Origin of the sequence: Luteimonas sp. J29, assembly GCF_000472505.1 — a bacterium.
In the GTDB taxonomy this organism is placed as follows: Bacteria; Pseudomonadota; Gammaproteobacteria; order Xanthomonadales; family Xanthomonadaceae; genus Luteimonas.
In genome coordinates, this window is the sequence record NZ_AWZR01000007.1 from 92,565 (window position 1) to 111,765 (window position 19,201).

The window sequence follows — 19,201 nt, forward strand, 5'->3', positions numbered from 1 at the left end:
GCTTCGCGCGTGGCGCCAACATCGAGCTGGAGACATTCGAGATGAGCGTCGTGATTCCATTCCTTGCGGTGCTGCTGGCCGGCGCCTTCGCTGCCTACCATCGACTGCGGCTCGTGACCTGGGTCGCCATCAGCGCCGCATTGCTGGCCGCGTGCTGGTTCCTCGGCGCGCACCCGACCGCCACCCTGGTGGCCGCGGGCATCGTCGCCGCGGTCGGCGCGCTGCTGCTGTTGCCGTTCCTGCGCAAGCCGCTGGTCACCGCGCCGCTGCTGAAGTTCTTCCGCAAGGTCCTGCCGCCGCTGTCGCAGACCGAACGCATCGCGCTGGAAACCGGTTCGGTCGGCTTCGAGGGCGAGCTGTTCACGGGCGACCCCGACTGGGACAAGCTCCTCGGCTACCCGAAGCCGGTGCTCACCGAAGAGGAGCAGGCGTTCCTCGACGGCCCGGTCGAGGAACTGTGCCGGATGGTGGACGAGTGGGAGATCAACCACGTCCGCGCCGACCTGCCCCCGGCGGTGTGGGACTTCATCAAGCAGCACCGCTTCTTCGGCATGATCATCCCGAAGGAGTACGGCGGCCTCGGCTTCTCGGCGCTCGCCCACCACAAGGTGATCCAGAAGCTTGCCTCCGTGTCGAGCGTGGTCAGCTCGACCGTCGGCGTGCCCAACTCGCTCGGCCCGGGCGAGCTGCTGATGCATTACGGCACCGAGGAGCAGAAGCGCTACTACCTGCCGCGCCTGGCGGTGGGCGAGGAGATTCCCTGCTTCGCCCTGACCGGCCCGTTCGCCGGGTCCGACGCGACCTCGATCCCGGACTACGGCATCGTCTGCCGCGGCGAGTGGAACGGCGAGCAGGTGCTGGGCGTGCGCCTGACCTTCGACAAGCGCTACATCACCCTGGCGCCGGTGGCCACGCTGATCGGCCTGGCCTTCCGCATGTACGACCCGGACGGCCTGATCGGCGACAGGCGCGACATCGGCATCACGCTCGCGCTGATGCCGCGCAGCACCCCGGGCCTGGAGATCGGCCGCCGCCACTTCCCGCTCAACTCGCCGTTCCAGAACGGGCCGGTGCGCGGCAAGGACGTGTTCCTGCCGCTGGACCAGCTCATCGGCGGCGTGGACAAGGCCGGCCTGGGCTGGAACATGCTCAACGAGTGCCTGGCCGTGGGCCGCTCGATCACCCTGCCCTCCACCGCCAGCGGCGGCGCCAAGTGGGCGGCGGTGGTCGCCGGCGCCTACGCCCGCATCCGCAAGCAGTTCGGCCTGTCGATCGGCCGCTTCGAGGGCGTCGAGGAGGCGCTGGCGCGGATCGGCGGCAAGGCCTACGCCACCAGCGCGCTGTCGCAGGCCACGGCCGCGGCGGTGGACCGTGGCGACGTGCCGTCGGTGCCCTCGGCGATCGCCAAGTACCACTGCACCACGATGGGCCGCGAGGTCGCCGGCGACTTCATGGACATCGTCGGCGGCAAGGGCATCATCCTCGGGCCGCGCAACATCGGCGGCCGCGCCTGGCAGGCCTCCCCGATCGCGATCACGGTCGAGGGCGCCAACATCATGACCCGCAGCCTGCTGATCTTCGGCCAGGGCGCGATCCTGTGCCATCCGTGGGTGATGAAGGAAATGAAGGCGGCCCAGGACCCGGACCATGCCGCCGGCCTGCGCGAGTTCGACCGCAACCTGTTCGGCCACATCTCGTTCGCGATCTCCAACGCGGTGCGTTCGTTCTGGTTCGGCATCACCGGCGCGAAGATCGGTTCGGCGCCGGGCGACGACTACACCCGCCGCTACTTCCGCAAGCTCGACCGCTACTCCGCCAACCTGGCGCTGATGGCCGACGTGTCGATGCTGATGCTGGGCGGCAAGCTCAAGTTCAAGGAGTCGCTGTCCGGGCGCCTGGGCGACGTGCTCAGCCACCTGTACATGACCAGCGCCATGCTCAAGCGCTACCACGACGAGGGCGCGCCGCAGTCCGACCGCACCCTGCTGGCGTGGGCGTTCCACGACAGCGTGCACAAGATCGAGACCGCGCTGTCGGCGGCGCTGCGCAACTTCCCGATCCGTCCGGTCGGCTGGCTGCTGTGGGCCCTGGTGTTCCCGCTCGGCCGCCGCGCGGTGCCGCCGGGCGACCGCCTGAGCCATCGCGTCGCCGCGCTGCTGATGGCGCCCAACGAGGCCCGCGACCGCCTGGCCCAGGGCGTGTTCCTGACCCCGGGCCCGAACAACCCGGGCGGCCGGATCAACAGCTACCTGGCCAAGGCCATCGCCGCCGAGCCGGTGGAGCGCAAATTCCTCAAGGCGCTCAAGAGCAGCGACATCGAGGCCCTGGACTTCAGGTCGCAGCTCGACGAGGGCGTGCGCGAGGGCTGGATCACGGCCGAGGAACGCGCCCAGCTCGAAGAGCTGCGCGAGCTGACCCTCGACGCGATCATGGTCGACGACTTCGACACCGAGGAACTGCGCTCGGCCGGCTACCGCAACCTGCCCGGGTCCGAACGCGCGCGGCGCGAAGCCGCCTGACCGGCCCGCGATCCGCGCGGCGCGCGCCGCGCGGACCGTTTCCGCGGCCCGCGGCATCCCGTGGGCCGCTCCACCACTCCGGCACCGCGCAGACCAGGGACGCCACGCCATGGCCCCGCAAGTCCTCCGCCTGTACCAGTCCCTCGAGCGCCGGCCGCTCGGCAAGTGGCTGTTCTCGCGCCTGGTCTGCCTCAAGGCGCCCTACTTCTCGGGCATTGCCCCGCGCATCGTCGCGCTGCGCCCCGGGCGCGGCGAGGCCACCATCGCGCACCGCCGGCGGGTGAGCAACCACCTGGGTACCGTGCACGCGATCGCGCTGTGCAACCTGGCCGAGTTCATCGGCGGCCTGACCACCGACGTGAGCCTGCCCGCATCGATGCGCTGGATCCCGCGCGGCATGCAGGTCGAGTACCTGGCCAGGGCGGTCGGCACGATGCGTGCCGTGGCCACCCCGGCCTTCGCGCCCCACGAGGCCGCGCAGGGCTACGAACTTCCGGTGGACGTCGAGGTTGCCGATCCGTCGGGCAAGCCCGTGTTCCGGGCACGGATCGCGATGTGGATCTCGCCGCGCAAGGCCTGACGCCCGCCGCGCCCAGGCCCGCGCGCAATGGCGCGGCGCTGGCGGGGACGGCTGGCTCTGCTGCCCCCGCCCTGGACCATTGCTGGAGCGGCTTCAGCCACGATTTCGGCGGTGAAGCTGGATGCATGCCCGGTCGCGGCTGAAGCCGCTCCTACAGTGCTGGAAGCGAGCCGGGACGCCCTTCAGGCGCGTTCCGCCGCGTCCGCCGCATCGGCGCGTAACGACCGCTCCGACGGCAGCTTCGCCTCCTCGCGCAGCAGCCGCCAGGCGCTGAAGGTCATGGCGGAGGCGATGACGATGCCGGCGCCGAACACGAGGTTCGAACCCAGGGTCGAGAGCGCCTTGTGCACCCAGACGAACACCAGGTCGCCGCCGCGGTAGATCACGGTGTCGATCGCGGCGCCGGCCTTGTAGCGCCATTCCCGGCCGACCCGGGTGTAGATCGTCTCGCGCGCGGGCTTGGCCAGCGAGAATTCGCTGGCGCGGGTCACCACCTGCACGATCGCCACCAGCACCGGCAGCGGCGAGGCCGCCAGTAGCGAGAAGCCCAGCACCACCGCGCCGGCGGGGATCAGGAGCGCCGGCGCGATGCCGAAGCGCGACAGCAGCGCGCGCGTCACCAGCAGCTGCACCACCAGGGTGAGCGTGTTCACCGCCAGGTCGATGCGGGAGAAGAACGCGGTGCGCCGCTCGGCGTCGGCGAAGGCCGAACGCGCGATCAGGATCTGCTCGTTGTACAGCAGGGTGCCGACCCCGATCCCCAGCACCACCATCAGCGCCAGCCAGCGCAGCAGCGGCTCGCGCGCGACCAGCTTCAGCCCCGCCCAGACCTCGCCGCCCATCGGCACCTCGCCGCTGCGCCGGCCGTCGGCCTGCTCGCGCTGCACGGCGTACGGGCGCAGGCGCAGGATGCAGAGCATGCACACCGCGAGCAGCGCGCACGAGACCAGCATCATGTTGGCGATCCCAAGCCGCTGCACCAGCAGCCCCGTCAATACCGGGCCCAGGAACGCGCCCACGGTGCCGGCGGCGCCGATGTAGCCGTAATAGCGCCGCGCCTCGGCATTGCTGTAGACGTCGGCCATGAAGCTCCAGAATACGGCGACCGCGAACAGGTTGAACACGGTCAGCCACAGCACGAAGGCCAGGCCGCGCCCCGCCACCCCGCTGTCGAACAGGGCGTGGAACACCAGCAGCGTGGCAATGAAGAAGCCGTAGATCACCGGCAGGAACACCCGCCGCGGGAACCGGCTGACCAGCCAGCCGTAGGCCGGCTGCAGCGCCAGCATCACCACGAACACCGAGGTGAAGATGAACTGCGGCACGAAGTCGCCCAGGGCCACGCCACGACTGGCGAAGAACTCCACCAGTGCCGGCGGGAACACCGCGGTGACGTCGCTGGAGGCCACCATCGCCTCGCGCACCGGGCGCAGCACATAATAGCCGCTGAGCAGGCAGAAGAAGTACAGGAACGACCACAGCAGCGGCGGCGACTCGGCCAGCGCGGCGCGCAGGCGCGCGAGACGGCCGGTGCCTGCGGGTTCGTCGATCGGAGTTGCCATGCCCAGGCCCGGAGCCGCGAAAACGTTGGCCAATTGTCCCACCATCCGCCACTGGCGCGGATATGCTGTGCGCCATGGCCCGGCACGACCCCACGCACCAGTACGACTACGTGGTCGTGGGCGCCGGGTCCGCCGGCTGCGTCCTGGCCGCGCGGCTCTCGGAGGATCCCGGGGTGCGCGTGCTGCTGCTCGAGGCCGGCCCGCGCGACTGGCACCCGTTCATCCACATGCCGGCCGGCCTGTCGAAGCTGGTCAACCGCAAGGACGTCAACTGGGACTACAGCACGGCGCCCGAGCCGGGACTGCGCGGACGGCGCCTGTGGTGGCCGCGCGGACGGGTGCTGGGCGGATCGAGCTCGATCAACGCCATGTGCTACATCCGGGGGGTGCCGGCCGACTACGACGCCTGGGCCGCGGCCGGCGCCACCGGCTGGCACTGGGACGCGGTGCTGCCCTGGTTCCGCCGCAGCGAGGGCAACACCCGTGGCGCCGATGCGCTGCACGGCGGCGACGGCCCGCTGACCGTGTCCGACCTGCGCCACGTCAATCCGCTCTCGGAAGCGTTCATCGAGGCCGCAGCCCAGGCGGGCTATCCGCGCAATGACGACTTCAACGGCCCCGAGCAGGCCGGCGTCGGCCTGTACCAGGTCACCCAGCGCGGCGGCGCGCGCTGTTCGGCCGCGGTGGCCTACCTCCACCCCGCGCGCACGCGACCCGACCTCGAAGTGGTGACCGGCGCGCTGGCCCATCGCGTGACGTTCTCCGGTGGGCATGCCGACGGCGTGGACTACAGCGTCGGCCGGCGCATGGTCCACGCCCGGGCCAGGCGCGAGGTGCTGCTGTGCGGGGGCACCGTCAATTCGCCGCAGCTGCTGATGCTCTCGGGCATCGGCCCGGCCGACCACCTGCGACATCACGGGATCGAGGTGCTGCACGACGCCCCCGGGGTCGGCGCCAACCTGCAGGACCACCTCGACATCTGCACCCTGTACCGCGCCACCAAGCGGGTCACCTACGACCGCGCCAGCGAACTGCGCATCGCCTTCGACTACTACCTGCGCGGCCGCCGCGGCGCCGGCACCAGCAACATCGCCGAGGCGGGCGGCTTCGTCCGCTCGGCGCTGGCGCCGGACGCGCGCGCCGACATCCAGTTCCACTTCGTCCCGGCGATGCTCGACGACCACGGCCGCAACCGGCTGCCCGGCGACGGCTTCACCCTGCACGCCTGCTTCCTGCGCCCGCGCAGCCGCGGGCGCATCGCCCTGGCCAGCGCGAACCCGTCCGATCCGCCGCGGATCCAACCGCGGTACCTGTCCGACCCGGAGGGCTTCGACCTGCGAATGATGGTCGAGTGCGCGCGCGTCTCCCGCGACATCCTGACCCGGCCCGCCTTCGCCCCCTGGCGCGGCGCGCCGATCTACCCGGACCGCGAGGACCTCGACGACGCCGGCCTGGCCGCCTTCGTCCGCGCCAAGGCCGAGAGCGTGTACCACCCGGCCGGCACCTGCCGCATGGGCGGCGACGAACTGGCGGTGGTCGATCCGCAGCTGCGCGTGCGCGGGGTCGAGCGGCTGCGGGTGGTGGATGCGTCGGTGATGCCGACCCTGCCGGGCGGCAACACCAACGCGCCGGTGATCATGATCGCCGAGCGCGCGGCCGACCTGATCGCCCGGTCGCGCGGTTGAGGGCGGCCCGCGGCACCGCCGCTCAGGCGTGCTCGAGCATCGGCGGCAGCGGGCAGTGGAACACGCCGCAGATCGTGCGCAGCAGTTCGGCCTCGGCGACCGTCACCTTGCCGTCGTGGGAGATCGCGTCGGTGATCGCCTCCACCGCCACCTGCTTGGCCAGCGGGTCGAGCGCGTCGAGCGGTTCCCACACCGCGTCCAGCGCCAGCACGCCCTCGGCCGGGGGCGCGTACGGCAGGTGGTCGCGCGGCAGCACCCGCTGCATGCCGGCCAGGTAGGCGCGCCGCGCGGCGTCCGGATCGCGCGGATGGCCCGCCTGGGCCACGACCGCGAGCAGGGTCGCGAACTCCTGGCGGACGTTGCCGGGCTTGCGCCGGCCGAAGCGCGCATAGCGCGACGGATCCAGCGCCTCGCGCAGCTGCACTTCCAGCAGCCGCCCGAGGCAGTACTCGAACAGCGACACCCGGCCGTCGGCGTGGACCACGGCATGCACGGTATCGAGGAAGGTCGCCAGCTCCGGGCGCGGGCGCAGGCGCAGGGTCGGGAACGCGAGCGAGGCCAGCGGCAGGCGCAGCATCGGATGCAGCGACGCCAGCGGGCCGTCGCGCAGGCGCCGGGCCTCGGCCGCGACGCCGACCCCGAGCCGGGCGACGATCTCGCTGCGCTGCAGGTCGGCGACCTCGTCATCCGGCGCCAGCAGCAGCCCCAGCAGCAGCGGCATCGCGCCCTCGCGCAGCGAGGCCATCGCGCGCAGCTGGCCGGGCAGCCCGGCGACGATCGCGTCGGCGCGGCGGTAGTCCTCCTCGTCGGGCTCGGCCACCTGGGCGGCGACCATCGGCGGGGTGACGTCGATGTCCGCGCCGAGCGCCGGCAGCGGCCCGCGCTCGGCGGGCGTCGCCAGGCCCAGGCGCAGGTCTTCCTCCAGGCCGTTGGGCGGGCGCGTGAGCCACTGCGCCTTCAGCTGCTCCAGGCCTTCGGGCCGGAAGCCCGGCTCGAGCGCGCGGATGCGCTCGAGGATCGGCGGGTGGGTGGCGAACAGGCCGCTCAGGCCGGTGCCGTCGCCGAACAGCATGTGGCTGACTTCCTCGGCCTCGGCGCGCGCGGTCAGGCGCGAGCCGTCGTGCAGCCCGGCGATCTTCTTCAGCGCCCCGGCCAGCCCCGTCGTCTGCCGGGTGAACTGCACCGCCGAGGCGTCGGCCAGCACCTCGCGGCTGCGGCTGACGCCGGCCTTGATCATGCGGCCGAAGAACAGGCCCACGTAGCCCACCACCAGCGCCAGCAGCGCGGCGACCAGCAGCGGCATCGCATTGCGGCCGCGCACCGCGGCGCCGTGCTGGAGGATCTTGCGCCCGATCAGGCCCAGCATCAGGATCCCGAACAGCACCCCGACCAGGCGGATGTTCAGGCGCATGTCGCCGTTGAGGATGTGGCTGTACTCGTGCGCGATCACGCCCTGCAGTTCGTCGCGGTTGAGCCGGTCGAGCGCGCCGCGGGTGACCGCGATCACCGCGTCGGAAGGCGAATAGCCGGCGGCGAAGGCGTTGATCCCCGGCTCGTGCTCGAGCACGTAGACCCTGGGCACCGGCACGCCCGAGGCGATCGACATCTCCTCGACCACGTTGCGCAGCCGGCGCAGCTGCACGTCGGTGGTGTCCTCGGGCACCGGCACCCCGCCCATCTGCAGCGCCACCGAGTCGCCGCCGCCACTGAGCGATGCGGTGCGGTACATCGAGCCGATGCCGATCACGCCCAGCGCGAGCAGGGTGGACACCGCGAGCAGGGCCGGGTCGCTGCCGAACACAAGCATCACGCCCAGGTCGACGGCCACCACGATGCCGACCACCGCGAGCGCGAACAGCACCACCAGCCGGGTGGTGTTGCGGCGAGCCCTGGCCTGGCGTTCGAAGAAGTTCATCGCGATGCGGTGGCGGGTGGCTGTCGGATTCGTGGCATGGGCGCGCATGGGGGCGCGGCGACCGGGTCCACGGCCGCCGCCCTCGCGCCGCCCGGCCGGGTCATGCCCGGACGGGGCGGCGCGCCACGCGGAGGATCAGAACTGGACCTTCGGCGCCTCGCGCACCTCGGCGCGATCGGCCGGGATCTCGAGCAGGGCGGCCGGGGCGAAGTTGAACATCCCGGCGATGATGCTCGACGGGAACACCTCGCGCCTGTTGTTGTACGCCATCACCGAGTCGTTGTAGGCCTGGCGCGCGAACGCCACCCGGTTCTCGGTCGACGTGAGCTCTTCCGTGAGCTGCATCATGTTCTGGTTGGCCTTGAGCTCGGGATAGGCCTCGACCACCACCATCAGGCGGCCCAGCGCGCCGTTGAGCGCGCCCTGGGTCTGGGCCAGCTCGGCCATCGCCGCCGGATCGCCGGGATTGGCCTTGGCCGCCGCGAGCCCGGCCTGGGCCGCGCCGCGGGCCGCCGTCACCGCCTCGAGCGTGCCGCGCTCATGCGCCAGGTAGCCCTTGGCGGTCTCGACCAGGTTGGGGATCAGGTCGAAGCGGCGCTGAAGCTGCACGTCGATCTGCGCGAAGGCGTTCCTGAACGCGTTGCGCGCGGTCACCAGGCCGTTGTAGATGCCGATCGCCCAGCCGCCCACGACTACCGCGAGGCCGATCAGGACCGCCAACAGAATCAATGCACTCACGGTGATTCCTCCACTTGTTCATGCAAGTCCGGGAACAGGCGCCTATGATCGCCTGCAGCGAGAGCATACGCAGGGGACTGACCCGATGAAAGCGAAGCACCGTCGATCCCCCGGCACCCGCCTCGCCCGCGCGATGCTGGTGGGGATGCTGGCGGCGATCGCCCTTTCGAGTGCTGCCCAGACTCCTCTTGCCTGGAGACAGGACGCGCGCGGCGCGGCGGATGTGACCGCCACCGTGCAACCCGTGCCGGGCGACCGTCCGGCGCCCCTGCCCGCCGACATCCAGCGCAGGCCCCTGGCCAGCAGCTTCGACGTGCGCGTGTTCGAGGCGATGGCGCAGGCCCTGGTCGCCGACCAGCGCGTGCCGGGCCTGGCGATGGCGATCGTGCACGACGGCCAGGTCCTCAGCGCACGCGGCTACGGCATCACCGACGTCAACAACGCCGAGCCGGTGGACGCCCACACCGTGTTCCGGCTCGCCTCGCTGTCGAAATCCTTCGCCGGCACCCTGACCGGCATGCTGGTGGCCGAGGGCGCGCTGCGCTGGGACAGCCGGGTGGCCGACTTCATGCCGAGCCTGCAGCTGGCCGACCCGGACGCCGCCAGCCAGCTCACCGTGGCCGACGTCCTCAGCCACCGGGTCGGCCTCAGGCACCACACCTTCGACCGCGACATCGAGGCCAACGCCGACTACCACACGCTCGTGCAGCGCCTGTCCTCGGCGCCGATGGTGTGCCGGCCGGGCGAGTGCTACGGTTACCAGAACGTGGCCTTCAGCCTGGTCGGCGACGTGGTGTTCGGCGCGAGCGGGCAGTTCTACAACGAGGCGTTGGCGCGGCGGATCTTCAAGCCGCTTGGCATGGAGGACGCGAGCGTCGGGCTGGAAGGCATCCTCGCCAGTCCGCGCTGGGCCAAGCCGCACGTGCGCGCGGGTGCCGGCTGGAAGCCAGTGATGCCCAAGCCGACCTACTACCGCCTCGCCCCCGCCGCCGGCGTCAACGCGAGCATCAGCGACATGGCGAAGTGGCTGCTCGCGCAGAGCGGCCGCCGCCCCGACGTGCTGCCCGCACCGCTGCTGGCCACGCTGCAGTCGCCGATCGTGGGCACGCCCGGCGAACTGCGCGGCACCTCGTGGCGGCGCGAACGCCTCAATGCGGCGGGCTACGGACTGGGCTGGCGGATCTACGACTACGCCGGGCACCGCCTGGTCTTCCACGGTGGCGCCGTGCAGGGCTACCGCGGGCTGATCGCGATGCTGCCCGAGCGCGACCTCGGCGTGGCGATCCTGTGGAACAGCGACAGCGCCCTGCCCTCGGGGCTGCTGCCCACCATCCTCGACCGCGCCATCGGGCTGCCCCCGCAGCAGTGGCTCGACGTCGATCCGGGCATCGAGACCATGTTCGCCTCCGAGGACCGGGACTCGCCTGCCAGCGGCGGCCCGCAGTCGGGCTCCTCGAACGCGCGCCCGCAATAGTCTTCCGGCGGGGCCTGCGTCGCGACCGCGTCGGTCGGGCCGCCCGGCCGGACTCCGCGGCGGGCACCGGCGCCCGCCCCCCCCCCGCGTCGACGACGAAGCGGCCATCGGCCGGATGCCGTCCACACCCCTGGTCGCCAGCTCCCTGCGACGCATCCGGAATCGCCGACGCGTCCGCGCGCCGGCGGGGGGATGACCCCGCGACGGATGCGCGGTCGCGGGCGGGCGCCCAACCCCGGCGCCTGCCCCCCGATCCTGCCGCGCCTGTCGTCGCGGGCGGCCGGCCGCGCCGGCCGCGTCCCCGCCCCAAAAAAAACTCCCTCTCCGCCTGGGCAACGCGGAGAAGGAGCCTGGATGTACGGCTAATCGGGTTTTTTCTTGTCAGATGAGCGGAGTCGGCACCGGCGGAAGCGCCTGGGCCGAGCTCTTCCTGGTGGCCTTCCTGGCCTTCTTCTTGGTGGCCTTGCGGGCCGGCTTCTTGGTACCCGCCGCCTTCTTCTTGGCCGCCTTCTTGGTCGCCTTCTTGGCGGCCTTCTTGGCGGCCTTCTTGGCGGGGCGCTTGGCAGCCTTCTTGGCTACCTTCTTCTTGGCGGCCTTCCTGGTGGTCTTCTTGGCTACCTTCTTCTTCGCAGCCTTCTTGGTGGCCTTCTTCGCGGCCTTCTTGGCTGGACGCTTCGCGGTCTTCTTGGTGGCCTTCTTGGCGACCTTGCGGGTGGCCTTCTTGGCGACCTTCTTCTTCGCGACCTTCTTCTTCGCGACCTTCTTCTTGGCTACCTTCTTGGTGGCCTTCTTGCCCGCGGCCTTCTTGGCGGGCTTCTTGGCCGCCTTCTTGGCGACCTTCTTCTTTGCAGCTTTCTTCGCGGCCATGTGATGGCTCTCCTCGTCAGTGGACTTGCGGTACTACTGCCCAGTTCAAGCGGCGCGCGGGTATCGGACCCGCGCACGACCGCCGGCGCGCCACGCGCACCGGAACGGATCCTGCAGGGACGACGCGATCGGGGAGTCGCAGTCCCGGGAATGCAAAAACACCTGCGGCCTGGAGCGTCGCAGGTGTCGGATGGGGAGTTCGTTGGCTTTCGCAGCGGAGACGGTGCCTGAATCCACCTTGTCGTAGTCCGGGGCGGATGTCTTATGTTTGCTGCGCGTTTTCGCCGTGTGCTGACTCACTCGCTTCTGTGCAACCGTCTGTTGGGCGAAACCTAATCACGGTTTTTTCGGCTGTCAACACCCCGCGCGAAAAATCCTCCCGCCCGCGACCGCGCCGTTCGCACCCGTCGCCACCCGCCAGCCACCCGGCCGCACGCGCGAACGGTTGCGGAGCATTCGCGTCGCACGTTCGCGCGTCGCGCGAAAGCACGCAAAACAAGCACTTTTCCGCAAGCGTCGCATCCGCGTGCGACGCGTCGCACGCTGCGCACGCAACGCCGTCGACGCCGTCCCCGCACCCGTCGGCGCGTCCTTCGAACCCGTGACGCGAGTTCGACCGGAAGCGTTCGCCGACGCGCCGCACAACCCGGTTTGCGCCCGAACTGCGCAAACTTTTCCGCCCGACCGAACGCCCGGCGGCGGGGATTCTCCACGCGCGGTCGCCGATGCGATGCGCGAAGCCGCCACGCGCATCGACCGGCGAAGGAAGAAAGGAAGGGGAAGAAGGAGTCGGAAGAAGGCGCGGACCGGGTCCGGCCGGCGGCGCGGTCGCCGCCTGCGGCAACCGCGCGCGGGAAACGGCGGGCGCATCGCACCCGCCACAGGAAGTCAGTGGTCGTCTTCCTCGATCAGCTCGGCGTAGTCGTCCGGGCCGAGCAGGTCGTTGAGCTGGTCGGGCTCGCTCGCCTCGACCACGAACAGCCAACCCTCGCCGTAGGCGTCCTCGTTGATCGTCTCGGGCTTGTCGGCCAGCGCGGTGTTGACCGCGGTCACCGTGCCCGACACCGGCGCGTAGACGTCCGACGCCGCCTTCACCGACTCGACCACGGCGCAGGCGTTGCCCGCCTCGACCGTGTCGCCGACCGCGGGAAGCTCGACGTAGACCAGGTCGCCGAGCAGGCCCTGGGCATGGTCGGAGATGCCGACGGTGACCTTGCCATCGCCTTCGATTCGGGCCCACTCGTGTGACTTCATGAACCTCAGGTCGCCAGGGATCTCGCTCATGCCGCTCTCCGGTCGTGCGGTGCAGGGGGGAAGTGGGGCTAGTGTATCGAAGCCCGGGTGGGCGGCCGCAAGCCGGACCGCGCTCCCGGACTCAGGCGGGCTTGCCGTCGCGGACGAAGGGGAACTTCGCCACCCGCACCGGGACGTCGCGACCCCGGATGTCGACGCGCACGCCTGCCGACAGGTCCCCGGCAGGCACCCGGGCGAAGGCGATCGCCTTGCCCAGCGTCGGCGAGAACGTCCCCGACAGGATCTCGCCGTCGCCCAGCGCGGTACGCACCGCCTGGCCGTGGCGCAGCACGCCCTTCTCGTCCATCACCAGGCCGACCATCTGCCGCGGCGCGCCGTCGCGCTTGTGCGCCTCGACCACCTCCCGGCCGATGAAGTCGCGGCCCTCGTCCAGCGACACCGTCCAGCCCAGCGCCGCCTCGAACGGGCTGGTGGTCTCGTCCATGTCCTGGCCGTAGAGGTTCATGCCCGCTTCCAGGCGCAGGGTGTCGCGCGCGCCCAGGCCGGCCGGCTTCACGCCGGCGCGCAGCAGCGCGTCCCACAGCGCCACCGTCCCTGCCTCGGAGGCGACCACTTCGAAGCCGTCCTCGCCGGTGTAGCCGGTGCGGGCGACGAACAGTTCGCCGAACGGAGTGGACGGGACTTCCGCGGCCGCGAACCTGCCCAGCGCGGACACCTTCGCGGCGGCGTCGCCGTCGAGCAGGCCGAGCAGCCGCTCGCGCGCGTTCGGTCCCTGCACGGCGATCATCGACAGCTCCGGCCGTTCGCGCACCTGCACGTCGAAACCGGCAGCCTGTGCACCGATCCACGCCATGTCCTTGTCCCGGGTGGCGGCGTTGGTCACCATGCGGAAGGTGTCGCCGCCCCGGTCGTAGACGATCAGGTCGTCGATCACCCCGCCCTGCGGGTTGAGCATGCACGAGTACAGCGCCCGGCCCGGATTGATCCTGTCGATCGAGTTGGCGAGCAGCCGGCGCAGGAAGGCGCGCGCGCCGGGGCCGTCGATGTCGACCACGTTCATGTGGCTGACGTCGAACATGCCGGCGTCGCGCCGCACCTGGTGGTGCTCCTCGATCTGGGAGCCGTAGTGGATCGGCATGTCCCAGCCGCCGAAATCGACCATGCGCGCGCCCAGGGCGCGATGGCTGTCGTTGAGGATGGTCTTGCGGATCATGGCGCCGTTCCTGCCTGGATTGGCGCAATTATCCCCGATCGCCGCGCGGACCGGGTCGCCAGGCGTGGCCGCCGGCGTGCCCGGCGCCGCAGTCGGGGCCGTGGCATGGCCCGGTCTCGACCTGCAGCGTGGCGTGGCCGATGCCGAAACGCCCGTGCAGGAGTTCGCCGGCCGCGTGCCGCAGCGCGCGCGCGTCCACGGCCTCGTCCACCACCAGGTGCGCGGTCATGGCCGCCTGGCGCGAGGCCAGCGCCCAGACATGCAGGTCGTGTACGTCCTCCACGCCCGGCAGCCCGGCGAGCGCCCCGCGCACCTGCTCCAGGTCGATGCCCTCGGGCACGCCCATCATCAGCACGTTGCCGGCCTGGCGCACGAGGACCCACGCGCGCGGCAGCACCCACAGGCCGATCGCCGCGGCGATGAGCGGGTCGGCCAGGCGCCAGCCGGTGAAGTGGATCACCAGCGCGCCGGCGACCACCCCGAGCGATCCGATCATGTCGGCCCAGACCTCGAGGTAGGCGCCCTTGACGTTGAGGCTCTCCTCGCTGCCGGCATGCAGCAGCCGCATCGCGACGAGGTTCACCAGCAGTCCGGCGACGCCGACGGCCAGCATCCCGAGCGATGCCACCTCGGGCGGCTCCACGATGCGCATCGCCGCCTCCCACAGGATGTAGCCCGACAGCGCGAACAGGAGCAGGCCGTTGAACAGCGCCCCCATCGCCTCGGCGCGCACGTAGCCGAAGCTGCGGCGCGCATCCGGCGGGCGCCGCGACAGTCGCACGGCGACCAGGGCGACGGCCAGCGCGAACGCGTCGGTGACCATGTGCGCCGCGTCCGACAGCAGCGCCAGGCTGTTGGTGGCGAAGGCGGCGGCCGCCTCGACCGCCGCGAACAGGACGATCAGCGCCAGCGCCCACCACAGCGGGCGCTCATGGCGGATGCTGGCCGCCGATGCGTGCTCATGGTGATGGTGGGCGTGGCCGCCGTGGCCGGGGTGGTGGTCGTGCGCCATGCGCGCACGCTAGCCACGACCGGCGCTGTTACACAATCGCGTGCGGTGCGTCGCCGCCGGCCGGGCGGGCGCCCCGGGCGACGCAGCGCAGCCGCGGCGTACGCTGCGGCTACGCCTGCGGTGCGGCTGGCGTCACCTCGGGTTCGACGTGCAGGATCTCGCCATCGGTCCCGGTCACGCGCACGGGCGTGCCGGCCGGCAAGTCCGGACCCTGCACGGTCCAGAACGCGTCCCCGATCTTGACCCGCCCACGCCCGGCCACGATCGGCTGCTCGAGCGCCACCACGCGGCCGACGTGGTGGTAGGCGCGCTTGTTGAGCGTCGGGCGGTCGCTCTCGCGCTCGCGCCCGCGCCCGCGCACGTACTTGCGGTACACCTGGATCGACACGAAGCTCAGGACCACGAAGGCCGCGACCTGGGCCAGCAGCGGGATCCCCGGCACCAGCAGCACGGCCAGGAACACCGCCGCGGCGGCCAGCCCCATCCAGAGCATGAAGGCGCCGGGCGCCAGCGCTTCCGCCGCGAACAGCAGCAGCGCCACCGCCGCCCAGCCGACCACGTCCCAGCGCAGCTCCACGGCTCAGCTCCCCGCCGGGAAGGTGGGGCGCGGCGGCGGCGGCTGGTTGCCGCCGCGCGGGGCGGACTGCTGCTTGCCGAGCGCATCCTTCGCCAGCTCGGCGATGCCGGCGATCGAACCGATGATGCCGCTCGACTCCATCGGCATGAGCACGAACTTCTGGTTCGGCGCGGTGGCGAGCTTCTCGAACGCCTCGACGTACTTCTGCGCGACGAAATAGTTGATCGCCTGCACGTCGCCCTGGGCGATGGCCTCGGACACCATCTGCGTGGCCTTGGCCTCGGCCTCGGCCAGCCGCTCGCGCGCCTCGGCCTCGCGGAACGCGGCCTCCTTCTGGCCCTCGGCCTCGAGGATCGCCGCCTGCTTCTCGCCTTCGGCGCGCAGGATCTCGGACTGGCGGTGGCCCTCGGCCTCGAGGATCACCGCGCGGCGGTCGCGCTCGGCCTTCATCTGCCGCGCCATCGCGTCGACCAGGTCGCGCGGCGGCTGGATGTCCCGGATCTCGATGCGGGTGACCTTCACGCCCCAGGGGTTGGTGGCGTGGTCGACCACGTTCAGCAGCTGGGCGTTGATCGCCTCGCGTCCGCTCAGCGACTCGTCGAGGTCCATCGAGCCGATCACGGTGCGGATGTTGGTCTGGACCAGGGCGATCATGGCGATCTCGAGGTTGGAGACCTCGTAGGCCGCCTTGGCCGCATCCAGCACCTGGAAGAACACCACGCCGTCGACCTTGACCACCGCGTTGTCCTTGGTGATCACGTCCTGGCTGGGCACGTCCAGCACCTGCTCCATCATGTTGACCTTGCGCCCGACGCCGTACACCACGGGGATCAGGAAGTGCAGCCCCGGGTCCAGGGTGTGGGTGTACTTGCCGAAGCGCTCGACCGTCCACTCGTAGCCCTGCGGCACCATCCTGACGGTCTTGAACAGGATGATGATGCCGGCGACCAGCAGCACCGCGGTCAGAAACATGCCTCCGCCCATGGAATCGCTCCTCCCTCGTCAGGTTCCAGTATAGGGTGGGGACGGCACGCGGGGCCCGGATGTGACCGCCCCCGCCGGGCCCGGCACCGGCCGGCGCAGCCCGACGGGCCGATACCCGCGGCCCGCGCTGCGACCATTCCGCCTCCGCCCGCATCCAGACTGGGGAATGCCTGCCACGAACGGACCCGCGTCGAGCTTTGCCATCGACCTGCCCGACGCCCTCCTGGCGCGGGCCAGGGCCGGCGACCGCGTGGCGTTCGAGCAGGTGTACCGCTGGTTCGAGCGCCCGGTGTTCTCGCTGGCGCTGCGCATCTGCGGCGACCGCGAGGAGGCGGCCGAGGTGCTGCAGGAGACGATGTTGAAGGTGTTCGACCGCATCGGCGGCTTCCGCGGCGACAGCCCGTTCTGGGCGTGGCTGCGCCAGATCGCGGTGAACGAGGCGCTGATGAAGCTGCGCCGCGCCCGCCGCCTGGCCGACGAGCTGCCGATGGAGGACGGTTTCGACGCCGCCGACGAGCTCGCGCCGCCGCCGCCCGCCGCCGCCGACGCCGCCCTGCTGCAGCGCGCCCTGGCCGCCTTGCCCGCGACCACCCGGAGCGTGCTGTGGCTGTACCACGCCGAGGGTTACACGCACGAGGAAATCGCTGCCGCCATGAACCGGACCACCAGCTTCTCCAAGTCGCAACTCGCGCGCGGCACCCGCCGCCTGCGCATGCTGCTTGGCTGCGACGCCAGCGCGGCAAGGGAGGCGGCCCATGCGTGACGCGGACCTGCACCCGCCGCGCGTGCCGGCCAGCTGGGGCGAAGCATTTGCCGCGCTGCCCCAGGAATCGCCGCCCGATGGTGGCTGGAACGCCGTGGCCGGGCGGCTGGACGCGCGCCGCCGCACGCGTGCGCCGCTGTGGCTGGCGATGGCCGCCGCGATCGCGCTGCTCGCGATCGCGCTGCCTTGGCGGATCGCCGGGCCGGGCGGAGACGGCCCGGCGCCGCAGGACGCAGGGCTTGCGCAGGCGCAGGGCGACCCGATGGAAGCCCTCTACGCCGAATCGGCCCGGCTCGAGACCCTGCTCGCGGTGGCGCGCGACGACCGCTTCGGCAGCGGCACCGCCCTCGCGCTCGCCAGCGAGTACGAGTCGCGGCTGGCCGCGATCGACGCCGCCCTGAGGCAGCCCGGACTGTCGCGCGAGCAGCGCCAGGCCCTGTGGCAGGAACGCGTCGACAGCCTGCGCACGCTTGCCGGCTTCGAAAGCAACCGCCGCTGGCTGCAGTCGCAGGGCACGGTCTACGACGCCGCGCTGGTGCTCATCGACTGAACGTTTCCCATGCGGATCCCCGCCCCATCCCCGAGGTCGACATGAAATCACTGCCCCGCACCCTCCTCGCCGCCTCCCTGTCGCTGCTGCTGGCCGGCGGCGCCGTCGCCGCGGACGACGGCAAGGCCGCGACCGAACGCGAGATCGCCGCCGCGCGCGCGGAACTCGAACGCGCCGCCAGACGCTACGCCGAACTCGCGCGCGGCCAGGCGCGCGATGCCGGGCGCCTTGCCGAGGAGGCGCGGAAGCTGGCGGAGGCGACCGCGGCCGAGTTCGCCGCAGCCCGCGGACGCCCGGTGCTCGGGGTCCTGCTCGAAGGCGACGACCAGCCCGGGGTGCGCATCGCCGGCGTGACCCCCGGCAGCGGCGCCGCCGAGGCCGGGCTGCGCACCGGCGACCGCCTGGTCTCGGTCGACGGCAAGGAGATCCTCGGCAACACCGGCGAACTGCGCGTGGGCAACGCGCGCAAGCTGCTCGGCGGGCTCGAGGCGGACAAGCCGGTGCGCATCGGCTACCTGCGCGACGGCCGCCGCGCCACGGTCGACGTGACGCCCCGGCGCGACCGCCGGCTGGCGGTGATCAGCGCCCCGGGCGGACTCGGTTTCGTGGGCGATGGCGATGTGTTCGAGTTCGAGCGCCTGCCCGGCATTACCCCGGAGGTGCGTGCGGAACTGCAGCGGGTGATCGAAGGCGAGACGAGCCGGCTCGCGTCGGCGTTCCGCTGGCGCGGCCTGCACCTGGCGACGGTCGATCCGGAGCTCGGCCGCTACTTCGGCACCGAGCGGGGCGTGCTGGTGCTGTCGCCCGGCGGCATGGAGGGCCTGCAGGCGGGCGACGTGATCCAGCGCGTGGACGGCAAGGCGGTGGCGACGCCGCGCGAGGTGATGGACGTGCTGCGCGGCAAGGAGGAAGGCGAACGCGTGAGCGTGGACTACCTGCGCGACCGCAGGAGCGCGCAGGCGCGCGTCGCCGTGCCGAAGGCGATGGCGTGGCCACCGGCGCCGCCTGCGCCACCCGCGCCGCCGCCGAAGCCGGCCGCGTCGGCGGTTCCGCCCCCGCCCGCCCCGCCCCCGCCGCCGGACACCGGGCGGACCGTCGCCATCCTGGCCACCGGCGCAACCGCGGCCGGCCGCTGAGCACTCCGTCGCCCCGCGCGCCGGTCGCGATGGGCGCCTTGCACGGGCATTCGCCGGATCCCGGCCCGCGTGGGGCATGCGCGCAAGACGGGGCAATCCCACGTCCCCCGGCCGGGAGCGCGCGTGACCGGCACGGCGACGCGGAGCTACTTGGTCAGGATCAGCTTGTCGTTGCGCGTGTGCCGCAACCGGTAGCACTCGCCGCCGTGGCGGATCAGCACTTCGCGCCTGCCCTGGAGCAGCTGGCCGCTGTCGATCTCCACGGCGCCGGCCCGCTGGCGCGACGACCGCACGTCGTCCGGCACAGAAGCGGTTCCGGGGTGGTCATCCGGGGTCACGAACATCGGGCATCCTCGCCGGCGGGATTGTCGA

16 protein-coding genes and 2 pseudogenes are annotated in these 19,201 nt (G+C 71.8%); 7 read left to right on the forward strand and 11 right to left on the reverse strand.

Annotated elements, in window-relative coordinates; translation table 11 throughout:
* Positions 1-41 precede the first annotated feature (41 nt).
* Together LUTJ29_RS0112505 and LUTJ29_RS0112510 are read left to right on the forward strand one after the other, a co-directional pair.
* Complete coding sequence (locus LUTJ29_RS0112505; protein WP_027072810.1) at positions 42-2,519, forward strand: acyl-CoA dehydrogenase; 2,478 nt, start codon at positions 42-44, stop codon at positions 2,517-2,519.
* Positions 2,520-2,628: 109 nt separating this feature from the next.
* Positions 2,629-3,099 carry a hotdog fold domain-containing protein gene (locus LUTJ29_RS0112510; RefSeq protein ID WP_027072811.1) on the forward strand — a complete coding sequence of 157 codons (471 nt, stop codon included), beginning with the start codon at positions 2,629-2,631 and terminating at the stop codon, positions 3,097-3,099.
* A gap of 182 nt (positions 3,100-3,281) precedes the next feature.
* On the opposite strand, the gene LUTJ29_RS0112515 is transcribed toward LUTJ29_RS0112510, so the two are convergent.
* Positions 3,282-4,661, reverse strand: a complete 1,380-nt coding sequence (locus tag LUTJ29_RS0112515; protein WP_027072812.1) for an MFS transporter — start codon at positions 4,659-4,661, stop codon at positions 3,282-3,284.
* A 74-nt stretch (positions 4,662-4,735) separates the two neighbouring features.
* Here LUTJ29_RS0112515 and LUTJ29_RS0112520 point away from each other — a divergent pair, with 74 nt between their 5' ends.
* Positions 4,736-6,346 carry a choline dehydrogenase gene (locus LUTJ29_RS0112520; protein WP_027072813.1) on the forward strand — a complete coding sequence of 537 codons (1,611 nt, stop codon included), beginning with the start codon at positions 4,736-4,738 and terminating at the stop codon, positions 6,344-6,346.
* A gap of 22 nt (positions 6,347-6,368) precedes the next feature.
* On the opposite strand, the gene LUTJ29_RS0112525 is transcribed toward LUTJ29_RS0112520, so the two are convergent.
* Together LUTJ29_RS0112525 and LUTJ29_RS0112530 are read right to left on the reverse strand one after the other, a co-directional pair.
* Positions 6,369-8,261, reverse strand: coding sequence for a M48 family metallopeptidase (locus LUTJ29_RS0112525; RefSeq protein ID WP_027072814.1), 1,893 nt, complete (start codon positions 8,259-8,261; stop codon positions 6,369-6,371).
* Between the two features lie 135 nt (positions 8,262-8,396).
* Positions 8,397-8,999: a LemA family protein gene (locus LUTJ29_RS0112530; RefSeq protein ID WP_027072815.1), complete on the reverse strand. Its 603-nt coding sequence runs from the start codon at positions 8,997-8,999 to the stop codon at positions 8,397-8,399.
* 133 nt (positions 9,000-9,132) lie between these two features.
* On the opposite strand from LUTJ29_RS0112530, the gene LUTJ29_RS0112535 reads away from it, so the two are divergent.
* Entirely contained in the window at positions 9,133-10,473 is a 1,341-nt protein-coding gene (locus LUTJ29_RS0112535; protein WP_156911576.1) for a serine hydrolase domain-containing protein, read from the forward strand.
* Between the two features lie 567 nt (positions 10,474-11,040).
* On the opposite strand, the pseudogene LUTJ29_RS18860 reads toward LUTJ29_RS0112535, so the two are convergent.
* The 7 genes and pseudogenes from LUTJ29_RS18860 to LUTJ29_RS0112565 form a co-directional block, all read right to left on the reverse strand.
* Positions 11,041-11,124: pseudogene (locus LUTJ29_RS18860) on the reverse strand (histidine biosynthesis protein HisIE); the annotation flags it as partial.
* A 66-nt stretch (positions 11,125-11,190) separates the two neighbouring features.
* Positions 11,191-11,271 (reverse strand): annotated as a pseudogene (locus LUTJ29_RS18865) (histidine biosynthesis protein HisIE); the annotation flags it as partial.
* A 957-nt stretch (positions 11,272-12,228) separates the two neighbouring features.
* On the reverse strand, positions 12,229-12,624 hold the full coding sequence (gene gcvH, locus LUTJ29_RS0112545) for a glycine cleavage system protein GcvH (RefSeq protein ID WP_027072818.1): 396 nt from the start codon (positions 12,622-12,624) through the stop codon (positions 12,229-12,231).
* Positions 12,625-12,715: 91 nt separating this feature from the next.
* Positions 12,716-13,807 carry a glycine cleavage system aminomethyltransferase GcvT gene (gcvT, locus tag LUTJ29_RS0112550; protein ID WP_027072819.1) on the reverse strand — a complete coding sequence of 364 codons (1,092 nt, stop codon included), beginning with the start codon at positions 13,805-13,807 and terminating at the stop codon, positions 12,716-12,718.
* 28 nt (positions 13,808-13,835) lie between these two features.
* Positions 13,836-14,819, reverse strand: a complete 984-nt coding sequence (locus tag LUTJ29_RS17385; RefSeq protein WP_051322995.1) for a cation diffusion facilitator family transporter — start codon at positions 14,817-14,819, stop codon at positions 13,836-13,838.
* A gap of 109 nt (positions 14,820-14,928) precedes the next feature.
* Positions 14,929-15,390 (reverse strand): NfeD family protein, encoded by a 462-nt coding sequence (locus LUTJ29_RS0112560; RefSeq protein WP_027072820.1) that lies wholly within the window; start codon positions 15,388-15,390, stop codon positions 14,929-14,931.
* Between the two features lie 9 nt (positions 15,391-15,399).
* Positions 15,400-16,380, reverse strand: coding sequence for an SPFH domain-containing protein (locus LUTJ29_RS0112565; protein WP_027072821.1), 981 nt, complete (start codon positions 16,378-16,380; stop codon positions 15,400-15,402).
* A 166-nt stretch (positions 16,381-16,546) separates the two neighbouring features.
* Here LUTJ29_RS0112565 and LUTJ29_RS17390 point away from each other — a divergent pair, with 166 nt between their 5' ends.
* Genes LUTJ29_RS17390 through LUTJ29_RS0112580 form a run of 3 tightly spaced genes read left to right on the forward strand, consistent with a single transcriptional unit; the run spans position 16,547 to position 18,829 of the window.
* Positions 16,547-17,143 carry a sigma-70 family RNA polymerase sigma factor gene (locus tag LUTJ29_RS17390; RefSeq protein ID WP_051322996.1) on the forward strand — a complete coding sequence of 199 codons (597 nt, stop codon included), beginning with the start codon at positions 16,547-16,549 and terminating at the stop codon, positions 17,141-17,143.
* Complete coding sequence (locus tag LUTJ29_RS0112575) at positions 17,136-17,693, forward strand: hypothetical protein (protein ID WP_027072822.1); 558 nt, start codon at positions 17,136-17,138, stop codon at positions 17,691-17,693. Before LUTJ29_RS17390 ends, LUTJ29_RS0112575 begins: the two co-directional genes overlap by 8 nt.
* Positions 17,694-17,734: 41 nt before the next feature.
* The gene (locus tag LUTJ29_RS0112580) at positions 17,735-18,829 is read left to right on the forward strand and encodes a PDZ domain-containing protein (RefSeq protein ID WP_027072823.1); all 1,095 of its coding nucleotides are present in this window, start codon (positions 17,735-17,737) and stop codon (positions 18,827-18,829) included.
* A 146-nt stretch (positions 18,830-18,975) separates the two neighbouring features.
* Here the strand turns inward: LUTJ29_RS0112580 and LUTJ29_RS0112585 are convergent, their stop codons facing one another.
* Entirely contained in the window at positions 18,976-19,173 is a 198-nt protein-coding gene (locus LUTJ29_RS0112585; protein WP_027072824.1) for a hemin uptake protein HemP, read from the reverse strand.
* Positions 19,174-19,201 lie beyond the last annotated feature (28 nt).